Raw genomic sequence first — 19,477 nt, forward strand, 5'->3', positions numbered from 1 at the left:
GAACGTGCCCTGATCGACGGCAGCGGCGACCTGCTGCGCCTTCCGCCGCCCCCGACTCGGGTCCGGGAGGTCAGCTCGCCGGCAACTCGAGGATGCCGGCGCGCGGCGGCGTAAAGACGTCGAGGGCGTTGCAGCCTTCAGGGCCCGCAGCGCCGCCGTGCTCCACGTGGGGCGGGATCACGACGCAGTCCCCGGCGTGCATCACCCTCGTCTCGCCGCCGGCGGTGAAGGTGAGCTCCCCCGAGAGAGCGATCGCGATCTGCTGCTCGACGTGATGGTGCATCGGGGCGACGGCGCCCGGCTGGAAGGAGCAAGGATCCCGCGTCCGTCCTCGATTTCTCGCCGCCGTGCTGCAGACGGCCGCTGGCGGGATCACGGCCGCCGTCGCGGCCGCGATCCCCGATGCGTTACGGGTTGGTGGTGGCCAGGGTGAACGTGAGCGTGCGGCTGTAGGAGCCGGTCCTCAGCGCGTCGCCGGCTCCGATGTGCTGCGTGAACGCGATCGCGGACGTCCCGTTTGAGACCGGGCCGGTCCACGCGGACGGCGTCATCGAGACCTGCAGCGCGTCGGGCAGCGCGAAGCTGCCGTCGGTCAGGTGGCCGGGATCTGAGACGCTGAGCGTCGCGTCCGCGGCGGTGCTCGTGACGGTCGCCGTAGTCGCCGCGCTGTAGGTCTGCTCGACTCCCGGCGTGAACGCGCCAAAGGACGCCGGCGCGCCGAGCGTGAGCGCGAGCGTGGCGGGGACGTCTCCGCCGACCGTCGTGCCGGCGCCGGTCTCGGTCGCGGTGATCGCGACCCTCTGCGGCTCGACCGCGTCGGCCGGCAGCGACGCCGCGGACGCCGAGACGTGGTAGTTCCCGGTGGCCAGCTGGTGGGGCACGTCGACGGCGCCCGAGATCTCGCCGAGCGCGTTCGCCTCCAGGACGGACGTGGCGGACGGCGTCGAGTCGAGTGAGATCGTGACCGGCTCGCCTGCGGCGAAGCCGGACCCGGTCACGGCGATCTTTCCGCCGGCGTTGACCCGGTCGTCGGCTTGGATGGCCGGGGAATCTCCCGCGACCTCGAAGACCCGCTGGCCGGTCCCGGCCGTCGGGAACGTGATCGAGGTGACCTTCCAGCCCTTCGGAGCCACGTACGGCTTCGTCGCGAACACGTAGGCGCCCGGATCGTTGGCCGTCTCGGTCGCGAGACGGTGGGGCATCCACGCCACGACGGTGTTGTCGTACTGCGGCTGGAGCGTGCCGTTCTGGACGTTGCCGACGGTGGAGGGCAGGACCCAGTTGGAGAACGCGACCGGATAGGTCACCGTGTCGACCTTGTCGCCGTCGGTGATCTGCAGCGACGCCTGGATCGTCGTGCTGCCGGTGTAGGACGCGCCCACGAGCGAGAAGCTCGCGCTGGGACGCTCGAGCGTGATGGTCTGGTTCGCGGCGGGCTGGGAGGCCTCGGCGAACCCGACGGGTGCCGTCGGCCAGATGACCGTCAGCGGCACGTCGCCGGCGGTGAAGTGCTTGACCGCCCCGGGTGCCAGGCCCACGGAGGCCAGCTGCTTACGGTCGTAGGTGTTGGTGGTCGTGTTGTCGCCCATGTTCGTACCGTTGCCACCGGACCAGGTCACGCCGCTGCCGCCGTCGAACGAGCCCTTGAGCGCGTCGTAGGAGGCAGTGCCGGTGACCGTCCTTGCGGCCTCCAGCGATCCGGGCTTGGCCACCCGGAGGATGGCCTTCTCCGAGGTCGACGCCCCGCCGGATGTGAGCTTGACGGTCGCCTCGTAGTAGCCCGAGGCGAGGTACGGGTCGACGGTGAACGACAGCGGGACGTGGGCTCGTCCGTTGGCGTCGAAGGACTGCGACGGAACCTTCGCCGCGACGATGCCCGGGTTCGAGGTGGTCACCGCGACGTCGAAGCCGTCGGAGGTCGAGCCGATCCGCTGGACGTCCAACTGCGCGGTGCCGGTTGCGCCCGGCTGCAGCACGACCGCCCCAGAGGTCGGGGAGCCGACGGTGCTGACGTTGAGCGCGGCCGGCTTGGAGCCGTCCTTCCACGACGGCGGCAGGTCGGCGTCGGCGGTGCCCCAGGTGTTCGGCTGCGAGCCCAGGGTCACGTCGATCATGGTGTCCTTGGAGAGGGTCCGCCAGTCCAACCACGACTTCGAAGTGGAGGCTCCGTTGATCGCGACCTGGTTGATGTACTTGTGGCCGTCGGGCGCCTGGTAGTTGCGGTTGGTCTGGGCGCCCTCGGCGTTGATGGTCAGCGAGTGGCCGTTTCCGAGGTGGACGACGGACTTGTCGAACATCGGGGCGTTGAAGGTCACGACCGACGAGCCAGAGCTCTCGGGGTACAGGCCGAGCGCTGCCCAGACGTAGAAGTTGGCCAGGGCGCCGAGGTCGTCGTTGCCCGGCTCAGAACCCGAGGGCTGGTAGCCGAACAGGCTCTGCGTGATCTGGTCGACCACCTCGGTCGTCCGGTCCGGACGGCCGAGATAGTTGAAGATCCACGGTACGCCGAAGTCCGGCTCGTTGTCGAGGTTCATGTAGGGAACGCCGACGCTCGCTCCTTGCACCAGGCCCTTCGAGAGGAACGTGTTCAGTCGCTGGACTGCCGCGTCCTTGCCGCCCATCGCCGTGATCAGGCCCGCGAGGTCGTCCGGGACCATCCAGACGTACTGCTCGGCGTTGCCCTCCTCGAAGCCCTGCTGGCCGAGGTCGTAGACGTTGCCGCGATAGCCGAACGAGGCCGGATACTGCTGGTTCGGGTCGGCGTTGTCGGGATAGCGCCCGTTGATGTCGCGCGGCTGGATGCCGTTCGCCGTCGGGTTCCACAGGTTCTGCCAGTACTGGGCGCGATCGAAGAACTGGTTGGCGATGTCCGTCCGCCCCCGTTCCGCGGCGAGCGTGGCAACGGAGAAGTCGTCGATCGAGTACTCGAGCGTGTAGGACGCGCCGGTGACCATGTGGTCTTCCTGGAAGGGCCGCACCTGGGGCGCGTACTTGAACACGTTGTAATAGTCCGCGCCGGGCCGTTGCATGACGGGCAGCCGGACGTTGAGCATCCCGTTCGTGCCGCCGGCTCCGGTGTTGGTTCCGCCCGTGAACGTGCCCGCCTTGTCGCCGACGATGTTGTCGACCATGACGTCGAGCGCCTTGTCGACGTCCCAGTCGCGGGCGCCGAACTCCCAAGTGGACGCCAGAAGGGGACCGACGCTGTCGCCGTTCATCTGGTCGGTCGAGCTGTTGGCGACCGTCCACCGTGGGAAGGATCCCATCTGGCCGGCGGCGTTGACCAGGGACTGCGCCACGTCGGACGCGACGTCCGGGAACAGTGCCGACTGGAAGGCCACCAGGTTCCGGTAGGTGTCCCAGTCGGAGAACATCGAGTACTGGACCCTCGTCCGTCCGCCGGCGCCCGGAGACTCAGAGACGTTATGGACCTTAGGTGTGCTCTCGAACCCGAGATAGTCGCCGTTGACGTCGCTGAAGGTGGCCGGATGGGTGAGCGAGTGGTAGAGCCCCGTGTAGAAGGTGCTCAAGTAGTCGCTCGACTGCCCCTCGGCCGGAGTGGAGACCTGGACCTTGCTCAGGTCGGCGTTCCAGGCAGCGACGTTCGCCTGCCGCACGTCGTCGAAGCTGCGCGTGTTGGGCAGCTCGGTGTCGAGGTTGAGCTGGGCGTTCGCCGCCGACGTGTACGAGACCGCCATGCGGGCGGTGATCGTCTGGGTGCCGTCGGGGAAGGTGAAGTAGCCGCCGGTCTGGGTGTTCGAGCTCGTCGACACGTGCGTGCGTCCCGCCTGCGCCGCCTGGCCGTTGACCCACGTGCCGAAGTCCGCCCACGGCTGCTCGAAGCGCAGCGCGTAGTAGATGTTGTGCTGCTCGCCCTTGCGGCAGAAGTTGCCCACCAGGGCACGGCCCGTGACGACGCCGGTCGCGGGATCGATGGTGAGCTCGGAGTTATAGGAGGACGTCGACCAGGCGGTCTGGTTCGTGCGCAGGAAGACCTTGGGCCGCGGCGTGTCCGCGGGGAAGGTGAACCGCGCGATGCCGCCGCGCGTCGAGGCGCTCAGCTCGCTGGTGATCAACCGTCCGGCGGCGGTCGTCCCGCTCATCGTCGAGGTGTCCCGAGCGGTGACCTTGTAGTAGCCCGCCTCACCGGTCTCCGGGTACGTCGTACGGCTCAACGCGAGCTTCTGGGCCCACGGAGCGGCCGTATTGCTCGTGGCGGTGAGGTTGTCGTAGCTGGTCGGGAGAAGGGGAAAGTCGCCGCCCATGCCGCAGCCCTGCGAGGCGTGGGTCGCGCCGAAGCCGATCAGGTAGTTCTGGTTGTACTTGTAGCCGGCGCCGGTCGGGCCGGTCGTGCTCTGGACGTTGCCGCCGCTCGCCGTGTCGGGCGAGAACTGGACCATGCCGAAGGGCATCGCCGGCCCGGGGAATGAGTTGGTCGCGCCCTGCGTGCCCGCCAGCGTGTGAACGTACTGGGCCGGGTCGGTGACGAGGGAGCCGGCCGCCATCGCCGACGGCATCTCGACGACGGCGGGAGCAGCGAGTATCACCGCCGCGATGCTCGAGACGACCAGGCGCCTCGTACACCCTTTCCTCCGTGAACTGGCAGACGTCATCGTCCCAATCTCTCCTCTCGTTGGGTGCAGCGCCCAGAAACGTGGGCGAATGGAGCTCTGACCGCATCTCACTCGGACGGGAGCAATGCGATCCGTACGACGGTCGTCGCTGTCACGACTGTAGAGCCCTCTGACAACGTTGTCATGCGAGCCATTTTTGAGGATACTCAACGAACGACGGCTCCGCAAGGGTTACGCTCACTTCCACATCTCACCAAGCTCACACTCGCCGTCGTACGCGACGGCGGCGTCGACCGCTCCGTTGCGGGCCACGCGTTGCGTGCGATGAGCTGCCGTCGCCGCCCACCACGGCGATGCCCTCGACCGCGCTGTCCTCGATCGAGTTCTCCACGACGCGGTTCTCGTGCCTGCCGACGTCGACGATCACGCCGCCGGCCTTGAGAACGCACACGTTCGCCCGGCCTTCGGGCGCTAAGGAGCGTCGGGCCGCGGGACGCGCGCCGGCGAGCGGTTGGGCGGGGGCGTCACGGTGACGGCTCGAGCGTCGCTTGGCGCCTGGATTTGCAGGAGCTTGCGGTTAGCGGGTGTCGCGTCGAGCACCTTGAAGATCACGAAGTCGGTCCGCTGGAGCCCACCATCAGGCCGGCGCAGCTCGCGCCTGACCATCTCGGGCGCGTCTTGCGCGATGTACCAGCGCACGTGGACGTCGGCTCCAGGGAGCTCGAGCTGCACCCGGCCCGCACGGGCCGCCGGCCACACCGGGCAAGATCAATCTCACCGACCCCGACTCGCGCAATGTCACGACGCCGCGCGGCTAGGTGCAGGGCTACAACGCCCAGGCGGTCTGCACTCAAAACCAGATCGTGATCGCCGCCGAAGTCACGGCCGGCTCACCAGACTTCGGGCACCTCGCGCCAATGATCACGGCCGCCGAAACCGAGCTCACTGCGGCCGGCATCACTGAGCCTTTGGAGATCGTGCTCGCCGACGCCGGCTATTGGCATCAGGTGCAGATCGAGCAGCTCACCGGTCGCGGAACGGTCGTCTTGATCCCGCCTGATGCCGGCAAACGCCAGGGCACTCGTCCGGGCTGGGACGGCGGTCTTTACGACTTCATGCGGCGCGTGCTCGCGACCGATCGCGGCGGCGGGCTCTACGCCCAACGCAAAGGCATGATCGAGCCGATCTTCGCCGACAGCCACCGCGACACGCGGCAGCGATGCCGACTGATCAGCGGGCTGCCTGTCTCGCATTGAAGGCGAGCGCCCGAACGCCATGGCCGCTGCATCCAGGCGAAGCAGCATTTTCGTGCTGCCGCCGCTTCGCGTCGGCGATCGACAAGTCGGCGGCCAGCGATGAGTTTTCGATGTGGGCCGAGTCCGATGCGTATGACCCCAACCGGAGATGAGGAGAACGATGACCATCGTCATCACCGCCTTTGAGCTGTCGCCCGATGGCGGCATGGGCCTGGCGCGCGATACACGCGTTCGCTGGGCGCTGGAAGAGGTGGGCCGACCGTACGAGGTGCGCCTCGTCTCGTTGCAGGCCAAGAATGAACCCGCGCACCTGCGCCTTCATCCGTTCGGCCTGATTCCGACCTATGAGGAAGGCGATCTTGCCCTGTTCGAGACAGGCGCGATCATCTTTCACATCGCCGAGCACCATGCGGGCCTGTTCCCGGACGATGCCAATGCGCGGGCGCGGGCCATCACCTGGATGTTCGCCGCGCTCAACACCGTGGAGCCGCCGATCCTCGATCTCGTGACCGCCAGGTTCGCGGAGGGCGACAAGCCCTGGGCCGAAGAGCGCCTGCCGCTGGTCAAGGACCGTATTCGCGATCGACTGGTCCAGCTTTCTGCCCGCTTGGGTGATGCCGACTGGCTCGACGGGGCGTTCAGCGCGGGCGATCTGATGATGGTGTCGGTGCTGCTGAGGCTGCGACCTTCGGGCCTTCTGGACGAGTTTCCGAAGCTGGCCGCCTATGTTGCCCGCGGCGAAGCGCGCCCCGCGTACGAACGGGCTTTCGCCGCCCAATGGGCGATCAACGCCGGGAATCCGCAAGCTGGCTGACGAAGTTCTGCATCGGTCGCCTTTGCGCGATCAGCAATCCCGGCGCTCGTCAGCGGCCAAGCGCGACGTGCACTGGGACCATGGGCGCTCGCCGGGCGTGCACCGTCTCGATGATCTCGGCATTGTCGATGCCCTGCAGGTACACGGACGTGATCCCGAGGTTGCTGTGGCCGAGCTGCCGCTGGATGACCACCAGCGGGACGCCTTCGCGGGCGAGTTCGACGGCGTGCGCGTGGCGAAGCTGGTGCGGGGCAAAGCGGCGCCGGACGCCGGCGGCCGCCGCGGTGTCTCGCAACTGTGCGCGCGCGGCCGCGAGCGACCATCGTCGGCCGCGCGTCGGGCCGGTGACGACACAGAACAGTGGCCCCACCGGGAGCTGGAGCCGGGCGGTCTCCCACGGCTGCAACTGCTCCCACGCCCAGTCGTCCATGCCGACCTCGCGGCGGCGTCCGCCCCTTGCCACGACGCACCAGCACGGCGCCGCGCCGCGGGTCGATGTCGGCCTCGGCGAGCGCCAGCGCCTCGCTGATCCGAAGCCCGGCGCGCCAGAGCACGACGATCAGGCCGCGCAGGCGCTGCCCGTGAATTAGCCTCGCCTGCGGCGCGGCAAGACAAAGGGAGAGAGCGCCCAGACGCACTGGCGCAGCGTGTCAGGCCAGCAGCTCGGGTGACGCCGTGCACCGGAACGCGGCTGCCGCTTTGGACGAGATGCGGCAGTCGCGTTGCGGCTCCCGCCGGCAATCCTTCCGCGGCCATGCCCGCTGTCGCTCAGCGACGGAAGAACCCGCGTCGGCGGCGTCTCGGGACCACGCTGGGTCGGTCCGGGTCGACGATCTCGATGATCGAGGCGTCGTCGAGCAGATCCAAGAGGCGGTCGAGACCTTCGTCGAGCTTGACCTGCATCTCGTCGGCGTGCAGCGGCCAGACGGCGAACAGGTCGATCTCATGCCCGTCGTACTCGAGAGTCTCGGCTCCTTCGTGCTCCCGCGTCGGTATCTCCCTCGCCGTCGAGGTACCACGCGACGCTGCCCATGCTGATCCGCTGAGTGACCGTGAAGACGTCGGCCTCTCGAGCTGCAATCCAGCGCTGCCGACCGCGCAAACCTCGTCGCTGACGCGTTGCGCGACACGCAGCGGTGCCGGCGGGCGGCGACGAAGTCCCCGTATTCGACGAAGAGGCGTCCTCGCGCATTTGCGCCGCGGCTCGGTTCGCCGCCTGAGGCGCGGCGCCAGCGCGTTACCAGTCAGCAAAGTTGACGACGGTCGCGGCCGAGACGTAGTATGCGCGCAACGTCATTGCGGGTCTCGGCGGCCGCACGCAAAGGATGCGTGGTGCGCAAAGATGCGCAACGGTCGCGTGGCTCGTGTCGAGCTATTGAGGAGGGTCTCTCATGCCTTATCGCGTGAGACACTGGTGGTTGCCCGCGCTCTGCGCCACCGCTGCACTCTGCCTGCCGGCCACGGCGAAGGCCCAATCGAACGCCGGTTGCGACAACCGGGTCAACGACACGCCGGGCAAGCTGGTGCCGTGCGTGACCACGGACGATCTCTGGAACCATATGAAGGCATTCCAGGCGATCGCCGACGCCAACCCGGGCGCTGACGGCCATCCGTCGCGCAACCCCGGCGAGCCCGGCTATAAGGCGTCGGTCGACTATGTCGCGGATGCGATGCGCAAGGCCGGCTACGACGTCACGCTCCAGCCGTACACGTTCACGTACTCGTCTTACGTCGGGACGCCGAGCTTCAGCGAGGTCTCACCGACCCCGCGGAGCTTCTCGCTCATCAGCGACTGGAACCCCGGTTCCAGCCAGGGTGACGCGACCGGCGCGCAAGTGAAGCCGGCCGGCGGCACCGTCATGCCTCCGGCACCCAGCCCGAGCTCGGCGAGCGGGTGCAGCCCGAGTGACTTCACCGGCTTCGCGGGGAAGATCGCCCTGATCCAGCGCGGCACGTGCACCTTCGGGACGAAGGTGCTCAACGCCACCAATGCAGGAGCAGTCGGCGTGGTCATCTTCAACGAGGGCAACCCCGGCCGCACGAGCGTGTTCTCCGGCAGCATGGTGGACGCGGACGGCAACCCGTTCGTGGCGAGCATCCCAGTGGCGTTCACGTCGTTCGACATCGGCCAGAGCCTCTACAACGAGTACACGGCCGGCACGCCGCCGGTCATGAGCCTGAGCATCCACCAGATCGTCGACCCGAACCGCACCGACTGGAACGTCATCGCGGAGTCCAAGGGCGGCGACCCGAACCACGTCGTGGTGGTCGACGCGCACCTCGACGCCATCTACGGCGCGGGCATGCTCGACAACGCCTCTGGCTCGGCCACGATCCTGGACATCGCGCAGCAGATGCGCAAGGTCCATCCGCTCAACAAGCTGCGCTTCATCTGGTTCGGGGGCGAGGAGCTCGGTGAGCTGGGCTCGGAGTACTACGTCAGCCACCTCTCGGCGAGCGAATTGGCGAAGATCCGCTACGACCTCGACGCGGACGTGACGGCGACGCCCAACTACTCCATCGGCGTCCTCGACCCCGCGGCCGTCGACCTGTTCGGGCGTACCGTCAGCAAGCAGTTCCCCCCGCAGGTGTACGAACCGTCGAAGGTCGCCCGCGACATGGCGGTGAACTACTTCAGCTCCGTCGGGAAGAACCACATCTTCTTCTCGCCGGTGGGAACCGACGCGGAGCAGTTCCAGTTGGCGGGCGTTCCCGCCAGCGGTCTGCTGACCGGGCAGGACTGCTGCAAGACCCAGGAGGAGGTCGACCTGTTCGGCGGGTCTCTCGGCAACTACGAGGGCAACGTGCCGAGCTTCGACGGCGGATGCGTCGACAACCCGTTCCGCTGGTGCGACAACCTGAGCAACAACGATCCGAACGTCCTGACGTTCATGTCGAAGGCGTTCGCCGACATGACGGTGCGCATGGCGTACAACACGAACGTCGTGTGGGCGGGCGAAGACGTCCACAAACCGACGGGGACGCCGGCCGCGGCAGGACCGCGAGGAGCGGCGGCCCAGTAGTCATGCGCGTGGCGCCGGGCGACGCCTCGCCCGGCGCCTACCGCGCTCGCTCAAGCGACGAGACAGCGGTCGCGACCAGTTGCGGCTGTGCGCCGAGTCGAGCCGCGTGAGCTCGCGCAGCCGCCATGAGCCGAACCTCATCGGCGGGATGTCGCTCAAGGACTCGTGCAGCCGGCTGGTGTTGAACCAGCCGACGTACACGACGATCGCGAACTCCGTCGTAGCTCTTCGAGAAGCCGATGCATGCGGACGCGAACCGCTCGGGGTGCTGCACCGACGATCACCCCGAGCTCGCTGCTCGACCTCTGCCAGGTTGCAGGAACATCGGTGCGCTGCAACCTGTGCAGCAGCGGTTCCTACGCAAGGCTTATGCCGCTCGGCGAAGCTTGACGCCATGACGATCGCTCGTGGCCGGCAGGTGCGAGACGTCGTGGACTCGCGGCGGCTGCGGGCGCGTGACGCCGCGGTTTCGCGGCCCGCCCGCGTGGTCCGCTGGATGGCCGGCGAAAGCGCCGGGCAGTGTGGATCGTGCGTGCACGGCCTCGCGCTGCGCCTGCGCAGCGGCCGGGAGGCGGAGTGAGCCGGCCGGCGGTGGCGAGTGCGAGCGCGACCGCCGAGCGGCGCGACCGCCTCGGCGGGACCGCCGGCAACCGGCTGCTGACGAGCACGACCGCCCTCGTGCTCGCCGCCCTGCTCGCGGCCGAGGGCGTGACGATCCTATGGCTGGGCAATCTCCGTACCGAGCACATGTTCATCGGGCTGGTGCTGATCGGACCCGTCGCGCTCAAGCTCGCGAGCACGGGCTATCGCTTCGCCCGCTACTACACGCGCGCGCCGCGCTACCGCGCCGAAGGCCCGCCAGTACTGGCGCTGCGCGTGCTCGCGCCCGTCCTCGTGGCGACGACGCTGCTCATCTTCGCGTCCGGCGTGCTGTTGGTGATCATCGGCCACCGCTCGGGCATCGTGCTGGAGCTGCACAAGGTCGCCTTCATCGTGTGGAGTGGCTGCTTCGGCGTGCACTTCCTCTGGTACCTTCCGCGCGCCTGGAGCACACTCGCGACGAGCCTGCGCGCGACAAGCTCCGAGCGCGCGCCCGGCTCGGGCCTGCGCGGGCTGCTGTTAGGTGCCGCCCTCGGAGGCGGTACCGCGCTCGCGCTGGCGCTGCTCCCGAGCGTTGAGGCGTGGCACAGTGGACGCGGCGGCTAGCAGGCCATCCCCCTCGTGGCGGTGCTGTCCGGTGCCGTGGTCCCTGTTCCCCAGAAGAGCGCCCCGGCTCGCGACGAGATCGTCTTCTTCCCCTGCCCGGGACCCCGTTCTGGGCCTATGCGGCGTGGTGGGTCCGCCAGCCGATGCAGCAGCTCGTCGCCGAGTTCACGCGCCCGGTGATCCTGTCGGACCGCGCCGTCAGGCAGCTCGCCCGCGTGCGCAACGCCGAGCGCGAGCAGGCTCAGGGCAAGGTGCCGACGCTGCACGAGATCGCCTGGGACACGGGACTCACGCGCCGGCAGGTCGAGCACCTGATCGCGGCGTCGCGCACGCCGCGCGCGCTCCACGAGCCGATCGGCAGCGAGGAGTCGGGCAGCACGTTCGGCGACCTCGTCTTACGCGTGCCGACGCGCGCCCAGGCCGGCGAGCTGGAGTCCCTGCTCGAGCAGCTCGACGAGCGCGGAACGGATGATCATGCGCGCGCGCTCCGGGCTCGACGGATCCGAGCGCACGCTGCGCGAGCTCGCGCTCGTGCTGGGCGTCAGCGCCAAGCGCGTGCGGCAGATCGAGGGGCGGGCGCTGGACAAGCTGCGCGAGGGGGTCGACGCTTGAGCTCCGCACTGGCGCGCCGCGGGTGACGACGGCCTATCACCACTGGCCGATGCTGCGTTGCCGGGCGCTCGGCCACCGGGTGCGCTTCGTCGCCGACGGAGCGCAGCTGCGCTGGTACTGCGAGCGCGGCTGCGGTGTGCTGGGCACCAGGGACTACGCGAGCGTGGAGGACGCACGCCGCTACGCGCGCGCCCTCGATCGCGATCGGCGTGCCGACCTGGGCCGCCGCGCGCCGCCGTTCGGGTTGCTGCCGCTACGGCTCGCCCACCGGCTGCGCGCGCGCCGGCAGTAGGCCCGTGAAGGTCGCCGCCAAGCGGGCTGGATTTGCGCGGCGGGCGTCCTATCTGACGTGCGGTGAGCACGACTTACGGCTCCTCCCCCCACCGCGTGTTCGTCGTGGGGGGCGGCTTCGGCGGCCTCGAGGCCGTGCGCGGCCTTCGGTCCGCGCCCGTCGACGTCACACTGGTCGACCGGCGTAGCTTCCACTTCTTCCAGCGGCTGGCGTATCAGGTCGGCGGCAGCGAGCTCGCGGAGACGCTGGCGAAGGCCGCCGGCGCCCCGGCCGCGCGGGGCCGGCGGATCGCGGTCGGACCCGACCTGAGCGTCGGCGGGCACCCGGAGATCCTCGCGATCGGCGACATGGCGCAGGTGCACGAATGCCGCTGGGGTCCTCGGGTGGGAAGCTGCCGATCAGCGACGCCTTCAGCTGCCGCCCGCCGGCCAGCGTGACGGTGAACTCCTTGCTCGAGCCGACGACGTGGTGGTTGGTCACGATGTCGCCCCGGTCGTCATAGACGATGCCCGAGCCGAGGCCGCTCCCCGACTCGATCTGCCCGACCGACGGCGAGACGCGCGCGACCGCCTCCTCGAAGCGCTTCCCGAGCGCCATCGTCTGGTCACGCGCCGGCGCCGGCGCCTCGCGCGGCGGGGCGGTCGTCACCGCCGCCGCCGGCGGCGGCTTGTGCTCGCCGCCGCACCCCGCAAGCAGCACCGCCGCGACGAGCAGTCCGGCCTTCATGCCGCCGCCCGCGGTTGCAGAGGGGCGAGGGCGATGGGCGCGCCGGTCGCCGGGTGGTCGAAGAGCTCCGCCGCGCTGCCGCCCTGGACGCCCAGCTCGAGCAACCGCCGCCGGCTCCCGTCGCGTGTCGGCCAGCCGATCGAGCAGGGCGCGAGCGCGAGCTCGCCCTCGGGGACCGCGTCGCGATCGGCCGCGACGAGCGCGACGCCGCCGGCGTCGCCGATGTCGACGCGCACCCGCTCGCCGGCCTCGGCGGGTGCGCGGGAGAGCGTGGTCGTTAGGTTGCCGGCGCGGTCGATCCACGCGATCGCGCACGCCGGCACGCGCGGCACGCTGTCGCGCGGCACGAGCTCGGTCACGGCGTGCGGATGGCGCGTGACGGCATGGCGCACCGCGAGCGAGACGAGATCGCGCACGGGGCGCCGCGCGCCGCGCGAGCCCACGTCGAGGTAGAAGAGCTCGCGCACCTCGTCGACCACGAACGACCAGGACCAGCCGGCGTCGGGCCCGACGACGATCGCACCGGCGCGGGTGCGGCCGACGCACAGGCGCTCGCCCGCGCCGACGTCATGGACCACCATCCATCCCGGCGGCCCGTGCGCGAGCGCGAGCTGCGCGACGCACAGCCCCGCGGCCAGCGTGTCGCCGGGAGCGACGAACGTGGCGTTGACGACGCAGTCGGGGACGCCGAGCTCCAGGCGCTGCAGCTGCTCGGCGAACGCGAGCTCGCCTGGTTCGTAGTCGGCGATCAGCTGCACCAGCCGATGCATCAGGTCGCGAGCGCCTTGTAGTCGTGCGGAAGCTGCGCCGTCACGTCGCGCCATTCTGCGTCGGGAAGCAGCTCGCGCAGCGTCCCGAGCACGGCCGCGACGTGCTCGCGCGCGGCCTCGAGCGAGATGCCCTCGCGCTCGGCCACGCGGCGCACGAAGTCGTCCAGCGACATCCGCACCGCCTTCCCGTTCCCGCGCTGCTTGCCGCGCTCCAGCGAAGCGTGCAGCTCGAGCGGGAGCAGGGCGGTCAGATCGTCGACCTCGCCGGCGGCGATCCGCTCCGCGAGCGTCTCGAGCACCGCCTCGGTCGCTTTGCGCGCGCCGTCCGGGAACAGGCCCGCGCGGTCCGCGACGCCGTCCAGCAGCGCCTCGAGTGTCACGGGGCTGCAGAACCGGTTCTCCGCCTCCGCCACGAGCGGCGCGAACTCCTGTCGCAGCTCGGCGGTCATGTCGGCGATCTCGCTCGGGTCCACCGTCCTGCCCAGCGCGGTGAACACGGCGTGCGCGTAGCGCTGGGCGCTCTCGACGTCCACGCCCAGGCGCTCGGCGACCCTGCGCAGGAACTCCTCGAGGCCGAAGGGAGCGGCGTCGGTGTCGGTGAACAGCCAGCCGGCGAGCGGCTCCGGAAGCTGCGCGGCCAGGTCGCGCGCCTGCCCCTGAGAGAGCCGCTCGGCCAGCGTCTGCAGCGTCGCCTGCGCGGCCCGCTCGGCGGCCTCGCGGTTGATCGACGCCTTCTGCTGGACCGCGGTGACGAACCGCTCGTATTGCTCGCTCATCGGCCAGTTCGTTAGGCCGCGAGCCGCCCGCGACAACCGCTTGGCGATGCCCGAGGACGGCCTACTCGTCCGGGCCATGCGCCGCACGACGACCCAGCCACCCGATCTCGGCCCGGCGGCGCGCGAGCGCCTCGCCGACGAGGAGAACGAGTTCATCGCCGAGCACGGCTGGGACGAATACGGGCGCTGGCACCTCGGCGTGGACGACCGGATGCCACCGGCCCGCAATGAGCCCCGCGATAGCACCTCGGCCGTCTCGTAGCCTCCGAGCGGCGGCGGGTCCGCGAACTGCGACGGCACGGGCAGCGCCGCCGATCTCGTACAGCTCGGCCACACGCATGGCACCGTCAATAGGCGCGCGCAGTGGCGGCGCAAGGTGCCCTTCCGGCCCGGACGCGTCACACGTAGGTCTCGTCGATGAAGCACCAGCGCCAGTCCTCTCCGGCCTCGAACGACTGCACGATCGGATGCCCTGCCGCGTGGGCGTGGCGCCGCGCGTGCCGTCCCGGGGACGCGTCGCAGCAGCCGACGTGCCCGCACGTCAGGCACAGGCGCAGGTGGACCCAGGGCATGCCGAGCGCGAGGCAGTCCTCGCAGCCCTGCGGCGTGCGGGGGACGACGGGGCGGATCTGGTCGAGGTGGGTGCAGACGACGACAGGGCGCACGGTCAGTCCTTTCTCACGTTCTCGCGGACGACGACGACGGCGCACGGCCCGGCGCGGATGACGCCGCGCGAGACGCTTCCCAGCACGGGCGCGGGGCGACCCGCGAGGAATGCGGCGGCCTCCCGCAGCGCGCGCTCGGACGCGGGCGTTGCGTCATACGCGACCACGACCGAACCGGTGCGGGGCATCCTCGGCGGGGCTAGGCCGCGCGTGGCCGCGCGCAACTACCGCTCGTCGCTGAGCGGCCGATCTGTGCGTGTCCATGCGCCGGCCAGTTCCACGAGCGCGCGGACAAGCGGGTTGTCGTCGGCGGCGCGCCACACGAGGCGAGTCGTGACCATCGGCCCGTCGCGCAGCGGTAGCGCGACCACGCCGGGGTGGTCCAGGCCGTGGACGACAGATGCCGCGATGGTGCCGATCGCGCGGCCTTGGGCGATGACCTCGAGCCCGTGCGCGACGGTCCTGACGTCGTCGTCGGTGGAAACAGGCGGCCCGCCTCGGTGCTCGTCGAGCGTCCAGAACGCGTTCCACCCGGGATGCAGCCGCGGGCCGCCCGGGAACGGCTCGCCGAGCACGTCGGCGACGCACAGCTCGCCCTGGCCGGCGAGACGGTGGCCCGCGCCGACGATCACGACCATCGGGCTGACGTCGAGCGTGAGCGCCCCGAGGCCGGGCTCCAGCGGCGGCTCTAGAAACAGACCGACGTCGGCGCCGTCGAGGAGCGGAACGTCGCGCGTCGGGAAGCCGTCGGGCCGCCAGTCCAGCAGGACATCGGGCTGCTCGAGCCGGAAGACATGAAACAGCGGTCCCCAGCGTGCCTGCGGCAAGCACGCGTCATAGCGGATCCTCACTCGTGACGCCTCGTGCTGATCTGTCATCGCCGCCGAGCCTGGAACGGGTGGGAGTCGCACGACCAAGCGCCCATTGTGCTAGGCCACATTCGCGAGCGTAACAGCGACGGCGCAGCGTGCGGACAAGTCGCCGGCGAGTTGTGGCGTCCCCGCGCGCCTTGAGCGGCCGGCGTGCTCGAGCACGCACCGCGATCGAGCTGGGCGCTGCCGACGATCGCGTTCGTCAGCTACGGCTTGCCGGGCTGGCCGTTCCCGTACGAGGACCGCGGCGAGGCCGCGATCCGCCGGATCGAGCGCGGCTTCGGCCGCTTCGAGCGCACGCTGCGCGTGCCGCAGCGCCTGAACCCGGACGCCGTCCGCTCCTCACCGGGGGGCGGCCATCGCCACACGCTGGAGCTCGCCGTGGGACCGGCCGACGTACGCGCGCACGAGCTTGACCGCCATCGCGCCCTCGCCGACCGCCGACGCGATGCGCATGATCGAGCCGTGGCGCACGTCGCCGGCGGCCAGCACGCCCGGGAGGCTCGTCTCCAGGTACAGCGCGCCGGGCCGACCGGTGTCCGGACCGGTGAGGATGTAGCCGCCGTCGTCGAGCGCGACCTGGCCGTCGAGCCACTTGGTGCGCGGGCTCGCGCCGATGAAGACGAACAGCGCCTTGGCCGGCACCGTCCGGCGCTCGCTGGTCAGGTCGTCCTCTGCCACCACGGCATCCAGGCAACCGTCGCCGCGCAGCTCGCGCAGCTGGTGGTGGAGGAGGACCTCGACGTTCTCGAGCCGGCCGATCCGGTCGGCGAGATAGCGGCTCATGTTCACATCGAGCTCCGGCTCGCGCACGACGAGCGCGACCCGCGCGGCGTAGCGGGAGAGGAACACCGTCGCCTGCCCGGCCGAGTTGCCGCCGCCGACGACCACGACGGGGTCGCCGAGGCACAGGCGCGCCTCGATCTGCGTCGCCGCGTAGTAGACGCAGGTCGGCTCGAAATCCTCGAGTCGCGGGACGGAAAGCCGGCGGTAGTGGGCGCCGGTGGCGATCACGACGGTGCGACCGACGACCGTCTCACCGTCGCCGAGCCTGACCGCGTAGGTGCCGTCGCGTCCCTCGAGCGCGACCGCCTCGGCGGGAACGGTGATGCGGGCGCCGAACTTGCGCGCCTGGATCGTCGCGCGATCGGCGAGCTCGCCGCCTGAGACGCCGGACGGGAAGCCGACATAGTTCTCGATCCGCGACGACGTGCCGGCCTGCCCGCCGGTCGCCACGCCGTCGACGACGACGATGTCCAACCCCTCCGACGCGCCGTACACGGCGGCGGCTAGGCCGGCCGGGCCGGCGCCGACGACGACGAGGTCGCGGACGGTCTCGCCGCCGCCGGTGTCGCGCAGGCCGAGTACGCGCGCGAGCTCTTCGGCGCTGGGATTGCGCAGCACCGCGTCGCCGCGGACGATCACGACCGGCGTCTCCTCCGGCGCGATCCCCAGGCGTCGCAGGAGCAGCTCCGCCGACGTGTCGTCTTCGAGGTCGATCCAGCCGTGCGGGAGGCGGTTGCGTGCCGCGAACTCGCGCAGGCGACGGGTGTCGGGCGAGTACCGCGAGCCGATGATGCGAAAGCCCGCGCCGATCCCGAGCAGCAGCGTGCGGCGCAGCACGAACGCGCGCAGGATCAGGTCGCCGAGCACGGTGTCCTGGGTGGCGAGGTCGCGCAGCCGCTCGGACGGGACCTGCAACACCTCGCCCGGCTGGCGCACGATCGCCGTGAACGGCGACGCCTGCTCCGTCAACAGGCTCAGCTCGCCGAGGAACCGGCGCGGGCCGTGCACGGCGACCAGCTCGGGGAGCGGCGGGCCCTCGTCGAGGATCGCGACCTTGCCCGAGAGGACGACGAAGAAGTCGTAGCCGACGTCGCCGGTGCGGACGAGGACCTCGCCGGAGCGCACCGCCCGGCGGCGCCCGGCGATCTCGATCGCCGAGATCTGCTGCTCGCTGAGCCGGGGATAGGCGCCGCTGGAGTCGGGCGTCTCGACGAGCGCGTCGGTCTGCATCTGAGGGGTGTTCACGCGCGCTGTACTAGGCCGCGGCGGCCGAGCCTCCAACCGTGCTGCTTGAATCGCGCCGCAAGCGCCCTAGATGCGAACCACAGATGACTCGCGCCGACGTCATCGAGACCGACGTACCCGCCCGCCTCGACCGTCTACCGTGGTCGCGCTTCCACTGGCGGATCGTGATCGGGCTCGGCACCGTCTGGATCCTCGACGGCCTGCAGGTCACGATCGTCGGCGCGATCGCGCCGCGCATGACCGAGGCCGGCAGCGGGATCGACCTCAGCTCCGCCGACGTCGGTCTGGCCGGCGCCCTTTACGTCGCCGGCGCGTGCCTGGGCGCGCTCTTCTTCGGGCAGCTGACCGACCGCTACGGGCGCAAGAAGCTCTTCATGGTCACGCTGGGCCTCTACATCCTCGCGTCGGTGGCGACCGCGTTCGCGTTCGCCCCGTGGTACTTCTTCCTCTTCCGCGCGCTGACCGGGTTCGCCATCGGCGGCGAGTACTCGGCGATCAACACCGCCATCGACGAGCTGATCCCCGCACGCAACCGCGGCGCGGTCGACATCGCGATCAACGGCAGCTTCTGGGTCGGCGCCGGGGTCGGCGCGATCGGCGCGCTGCTGTTCCTCGACGAGGGGATCTTCGCCTCCGACGTCGGCTGGCGGCTCGCGTTCGGCATCGGCGCGGTGCTCGCGTTCGCGATCCTGCTCGTGCGCCGCAACGTTCCCGAGAGCCCGCGCTGGCTGTACATCCACGGCCGCCCTGAGGAGGCGGAGCGGATCGTCGACGAGATCGAGGCGCAGGTGCGCACCGAGCTTGCCCACGAGCTTCCGCCGCCCGCGTTCGAGATCACGGTCCACCCGCGCGACGCGATCCCGTTCCGCGAGATCGCCTCCGTCGCGTTCAGGCGCTACCCGAGGCGCGCGGTGCTCGGCGTCGCGCTGTTCGTCGGCCAGGCGTTCCTCTACAACGCGGTGACGTTCGACCTCGGCACGATCCTGCACGGGTTCTTCGCCGTCTCCTCGGGCTCGGTGCCGTGGTTCATGGTGGCGTTCGCCGCGAGCAACTTCCTCGGCCCGCTGCTTCTCGGGCGCCTGTTCGACACCGTCGGGCGGATCCCGATGATCGCCGGCACCTACCTCGCGTCGGCGGCGATCGTGGTCGCGCTCGGGCTGCTTCTGCGCTCGGTCACGCTGACCACATGGACGTTCATGGCGCTCGTGATGGCCGCGTTCTTCATCGCCTCCGCCGGCGCGAGCTCGGCGTACCTGACGGTCAGCGAGATCTTCCCGATGGAGACGCGCGCGCTCGCGATCGCGTTCTTCTACGCGCTCGGCACGGCCGTCGGCGGGATCACCGGCCCGCTCCTGTTCGGCCGCTTCATCCACAGCGGCAGCATCGACCAGGTGGCGACCGGATTCCTGATCGGCGCGGGCGCGATGGCGCTCGGCGGCGTCGCCGAGCTGCTCTTCGGCGTGCGCGCCGAGGGGCGCTCGCTGGAGGCGATCGCCGAGCCCTTGACCGCGGCGAAGGCCAAGGCGAAGCGGCTGCGCCCGGGCCCGGGCCGCGGCGAGATGTTCTACTCGCCGGGAATGGTTGGCTCGTGCTCGCACTCGACGCGCGAGGACGAGGGCACGCGCGAGCGCGAGGTCGAGGCGCTGGCCGATGCCGCGCGCGACGCGGGCCCCGCCACGCGCGCCGACCTCAGCCGGCGCGTCCACGCTCGCGAGTGGGGCCCAGGCCGGTTTGGGGGGGCGCTGCGCGACGCCGTCGAGCGCGGCCGCCTGCGCCGCCTCTCGCGGCGCCGGTACGGCCCGCCCGCGACCGGCTGAGCAGCCGGGTTTGCGATCGGCCGCGGACGGCCTAACGCATCGA

General features: G+C 70.5%; 22 protein-coding genes and 1 pseudogene. 11 read left to right on the top strand and 12 right to left on the bottom strand.

Annotated features, from left to right (window positions below; genetic code table 11):
* Positions 1-70 precede the first annotated feature (70 nt).
* The 4 genes from H958_RS39480 to H958_RS0121905 all read right to left on the bottom strand — a co-directional run bounded on the left by H958_RS39480 (position 71) and on the right by H958_RS0121905 (position 5,306).
* Complete coding sequence (locus H958_RS39480; protein WP_255325445.1) at positions 71-376, bottom strand: cupin domain-containing protein; 306 nt, start codon at positions 374-376, stop codon at positions 71-73.
* A gap of 31 nt (positions 377-407) precedes the next feature.
* Positions 408-4,547 (bottom strand): GH92 family glycosyl hydrolase, encoded by a 4,140-nt coding sequence (locus tag H958_RS43860; protein ID WP_196807487.1) that lies wholly within the window; start codon positions 4,545-4,547, stop codon positions 408-410.
* 286 nt (positions 4,548-4,833) lie between these two features.
* Complete coding sequence (locus H958_RS0121900; protein WP_156028139.1) at positions 4,834-5,001, bottom strand: hypothetical protein; 168 nt, start codon at positions 4,999-5,001, stop codon at positions 4,834-4,836.
* A 44-nt stretch (positions 5,002-5,045) separates the two neighbouring features.
* Positions 5,046-5,306, bottom strand: a complete 261-nt coding sequence (locus H958_RS0121905) for a hypothetical protein (RefSeq protein ID WP_028060214.1) — start codon at positions 5,304-5,306, stop codon at positions 5,046-5,048.
* 86 nt (positions 5,307-5,392) lie between these two features.
* Between H958_RS0121905 and H958_RS0121910 the strand changes: the two genes are divergently transcribed.
* Positions 5,393-5,830, top strand: a complete 438-nt coding sequence (locus tag H958_RS0121910; RefSeq protein WP_028060215.1) for a transposase — start codon at positions 5,393-5,395, stop codon at positions 5,828-5,830.
* 160 nt (positions 5,831-5,990) lie between these two features.
* Positions 5,991-6,644 carry a glutathione S-transferase family protein gene (locus H958_RS0121915; protein WP_028060216.1) on the top strand — a complete coding sequence of 218 codons (654 nt, stop codon included), beginning with the start codon at positions 5,991-5,993 and terminating at the stop codon, positions 6,642-6,644.
* Positions 6,645-6,693: 49 nt separating this feature from the next.
* Here the strand turns inward: H958_RS0121915 and H958_RS0121920 are convergent, their stop codons facing one another.
* Positions 6,694-7,107, bottom strand: coding sequence for a tyrosine-type recombinase/integrase (locus H958_RS0121920; RefSeq protein ID WP_255325446.1), 414 nt, complete (start codon positions 7,105-7,107; stop codon positions 6,694-6,696).
* Between the two features lie 305 nt (positions 7,108-7,412).
* Positions 7,413-7,895, bottom strand: a complete 483-nt coding sequence (locus H958_RS48955) for a suppressor of fused domain protein (protein ID WP_081686147.1) — start codon at positions 7,893-7,895, stop codon at positions 7,413-7,415.
* 140 nt (positions 7,896-8,035) lie between these two features.
* Between H958_RS48955 and H958_RS39490 the strand changes: the two genes are divergently transcribed.
* From H958_RS39490 to H958_RS0121970, 7 genes and pseudogenes are all read left to right on the top strand, one after another.
* Positions 8,036-9,667 (top strand): M20/M25/M40 family metallo-hydrolase, encoded by a 1,632-nt coding sequence (locus H958_RS39490; protein ID WP_081686148.1) that lies wholly within the window; start codon positions 8,036-8,038, stop codon positions 9,665-9,667.
* A gap of 394 nt (positions 9,668-10,061) precedes the next feature.
* Positions 10,062-10,247, top strand: coding sequence for a hypothetical protein (locus tag H958_RS46565; RefSeq protein WP_156028140.1), 186 nt, complete (start codon positions 10,062-10,064; stop codon positions 10,245-10,247).
* An 11-nt stretch (positions 10,248-10,258) separates the two neighbouring features.
* Positions 10,259-10,873 (top strand): hypothetical protein, encoded by a 615-nt coding sequence (locus H958_RS0121945; protein WP_156028142.1) that lies wholly within the window; start codon positions 10,259-10,261, stop codon positions 10,871-10,873.
* 143 nt (positions 10,874-11,016) lie between these two features.
* A pseudogene (locus H958_RS49155) lies at positions 11,017-11,256 on the top strand (sigma-70 domain-containing protein); the annotation flags it as partial.
* Between the two features lie 85 nt (positions 11,257-11,341).
* Complete coding sequence (locus tag H958_RS45290; protein WP_081686149.1) at positions 11,342-11,485, top strand: sigma factor-like helix-turn-helix DNA-binding protein; 144 nt, start codon at positions 11,342-11,344, stop codon at positions 11,483-11,485.
* A gap of 49 nt (positions 11,486-11,534) precedes the next feature.
* Complete coding sequence (locus H958_RS0121965) at positions 11,535-11,777, top strand: hypothetical protein (protein ID WP_028060219.1); 243 nt, start codon at positions 11,535-11,537, stop codon at positions 11,775-11,777.
* A 62-nt stretch (positions 11,778-11,839) separates the two neighbouring features.
* A complete protein-coding gene (locus H958_RS0121970; RefSeq protein ID WP_081686150.1) occupies positions 11,840-12,214 on the top strand; it encodes an FAD-dependent oxidoreductase in 375 nt (124 codons plus the stop codon).
* Between the two features lie 285 nt (positions 12,215-12,499).
* On the opposite strand, the gene H958_RS39495 is transcribed toward H958_RS0121970, so the two are convergent.
* Together H958_RS39495 and H958_RS48905 are read right to left on the bottom strand one after the other, a co-directional pair.
* Positions 12,500-13,273 carry a hypothetical protein gene (locus H958_RS39495; protein ID WP_051324665.1) on the bottom strand — a complete coding sequence of 258 codons (774 nt, stop codon included), beginning with the start codon at positions 13,271-13,273 and terminating at the stop codon, positions 12,500-12,502.
* Complete coding sequence (locus tag H958_RS48905; protein WP_051324666.1) at positions 13,273-14,049, bottom strand: DUF2267 domain-containing protein; 777 nt, start codon at positions 14,047-14,049, stop codon at positions 13,273-13,275. Before H958_RS48905 ends, H958_RS39495 begins: the two co-directional genes overlap by 1 nt.
* 76 nt (positions 14,050-14,125) lie before the next feature.
* Between H958_RS48905 and H958_RS47770 the strand changes: the two genes are divergently transcribed.
* Positions 14,126-14,311, top strand: a complete 186-nt coding sequence (locus H958_RS47770) for a hypothetical protein (protein ID WP_196807490.1) — start codon at positions 14,126-14,128, stop codon at positions 14,309-14,311.
* A gap of 136 nt (positions 14,312-14,447) precedes the next feature.
* On the opposite strand, the gene H958_RS0121990 is transcribed toward H958_RS47770, so the two are convergent.
* The 4 genes from H958_RS0121990 to H958_RS0122010 all read right to left on the bottom strand — a co-directional run bounded on the left by H958_RS0121990 (position 14,448) and on the right by H958_RS0122010 (position 17,617).
* Positions 14,448-14,714, bottom strand: a complete 267-nt coding sequence (locus H958_RS0121990; RefSeq protein WP_037411118.1) for a UBP-type zinc finger domain-containing protein — start codon at positions 14,712-14,714, stop codon at positions 14,448-14,450.
* 2 nt (positions 14,715-14,716) lie between these two features.
* Positions 14,717-14,902 (bottom strand): hypothetical protein, encoded by a 186-nt coding sequence (locus tag H958_RS0121995; RefSeq protein WP_028060223.1) that lies wholly within the window; start codon positions 14,900-14,902, stop codon positions 14,717-14,719.
* Positions 14,903-14,938: 36 nt separating this feature from the next.
* The gene (locus tag H958_RS0122000) at positions 14,939-15,592 is read right to left on the bottom strand and encodes a LysR substrate-binding domain-containing protein (protein ID WP_081686152.1); all 654 of its coding nucleotides are present in this window, start codon (positions 15,590-15,592) and stop codon (positions 14,939-14,941) included.
* 336 nt (positions 15,593-15,928) lie between these two features.
* Positions 15,929-17,617 carry an FAD-dependent oxidoreductase gene (locus H958_RS0122010; protein WP_231379339.1) on the bottom strand — a complete coding sequence of 563 codons (1,689 nt, stop codon included), beginning with the start codon at positions 17,615-17,617 and terminating at the stop codon, positions 15,929-15,931.
* Between the two features lie 83 nt (positions 17,618-17,700).
* Here H958_RS0122010 and H958_RS0122015 point away from each other — a divergent pair, with 83 nt between their 5' ends.
* Positions 17,701-19,434 carry an MFS transporter gene (locus H958_RS0122015; RefSeq protein WP_028060226.1) on the top strand — a complete coding sequence of 578 codons (1,734 nt, stop codon included), beginning with the start codon at positions 17,701-17,703 and terminating at the stop codon, positions 19,432-19,434.
* Positions 19,435-19,477 lie beyond the last annotated feature (43 nt).

It is taken from the genome of Candidatus Solirubrobacter pratensis (assembly GCF_000425945.1).
Lineage (GTDB): Bacteria > Actinomycetota > Thermoleophilia > Solirubrobacterales > Solirubrobacteraceae > Solirubrobacter > Solirubrobacter pratensis.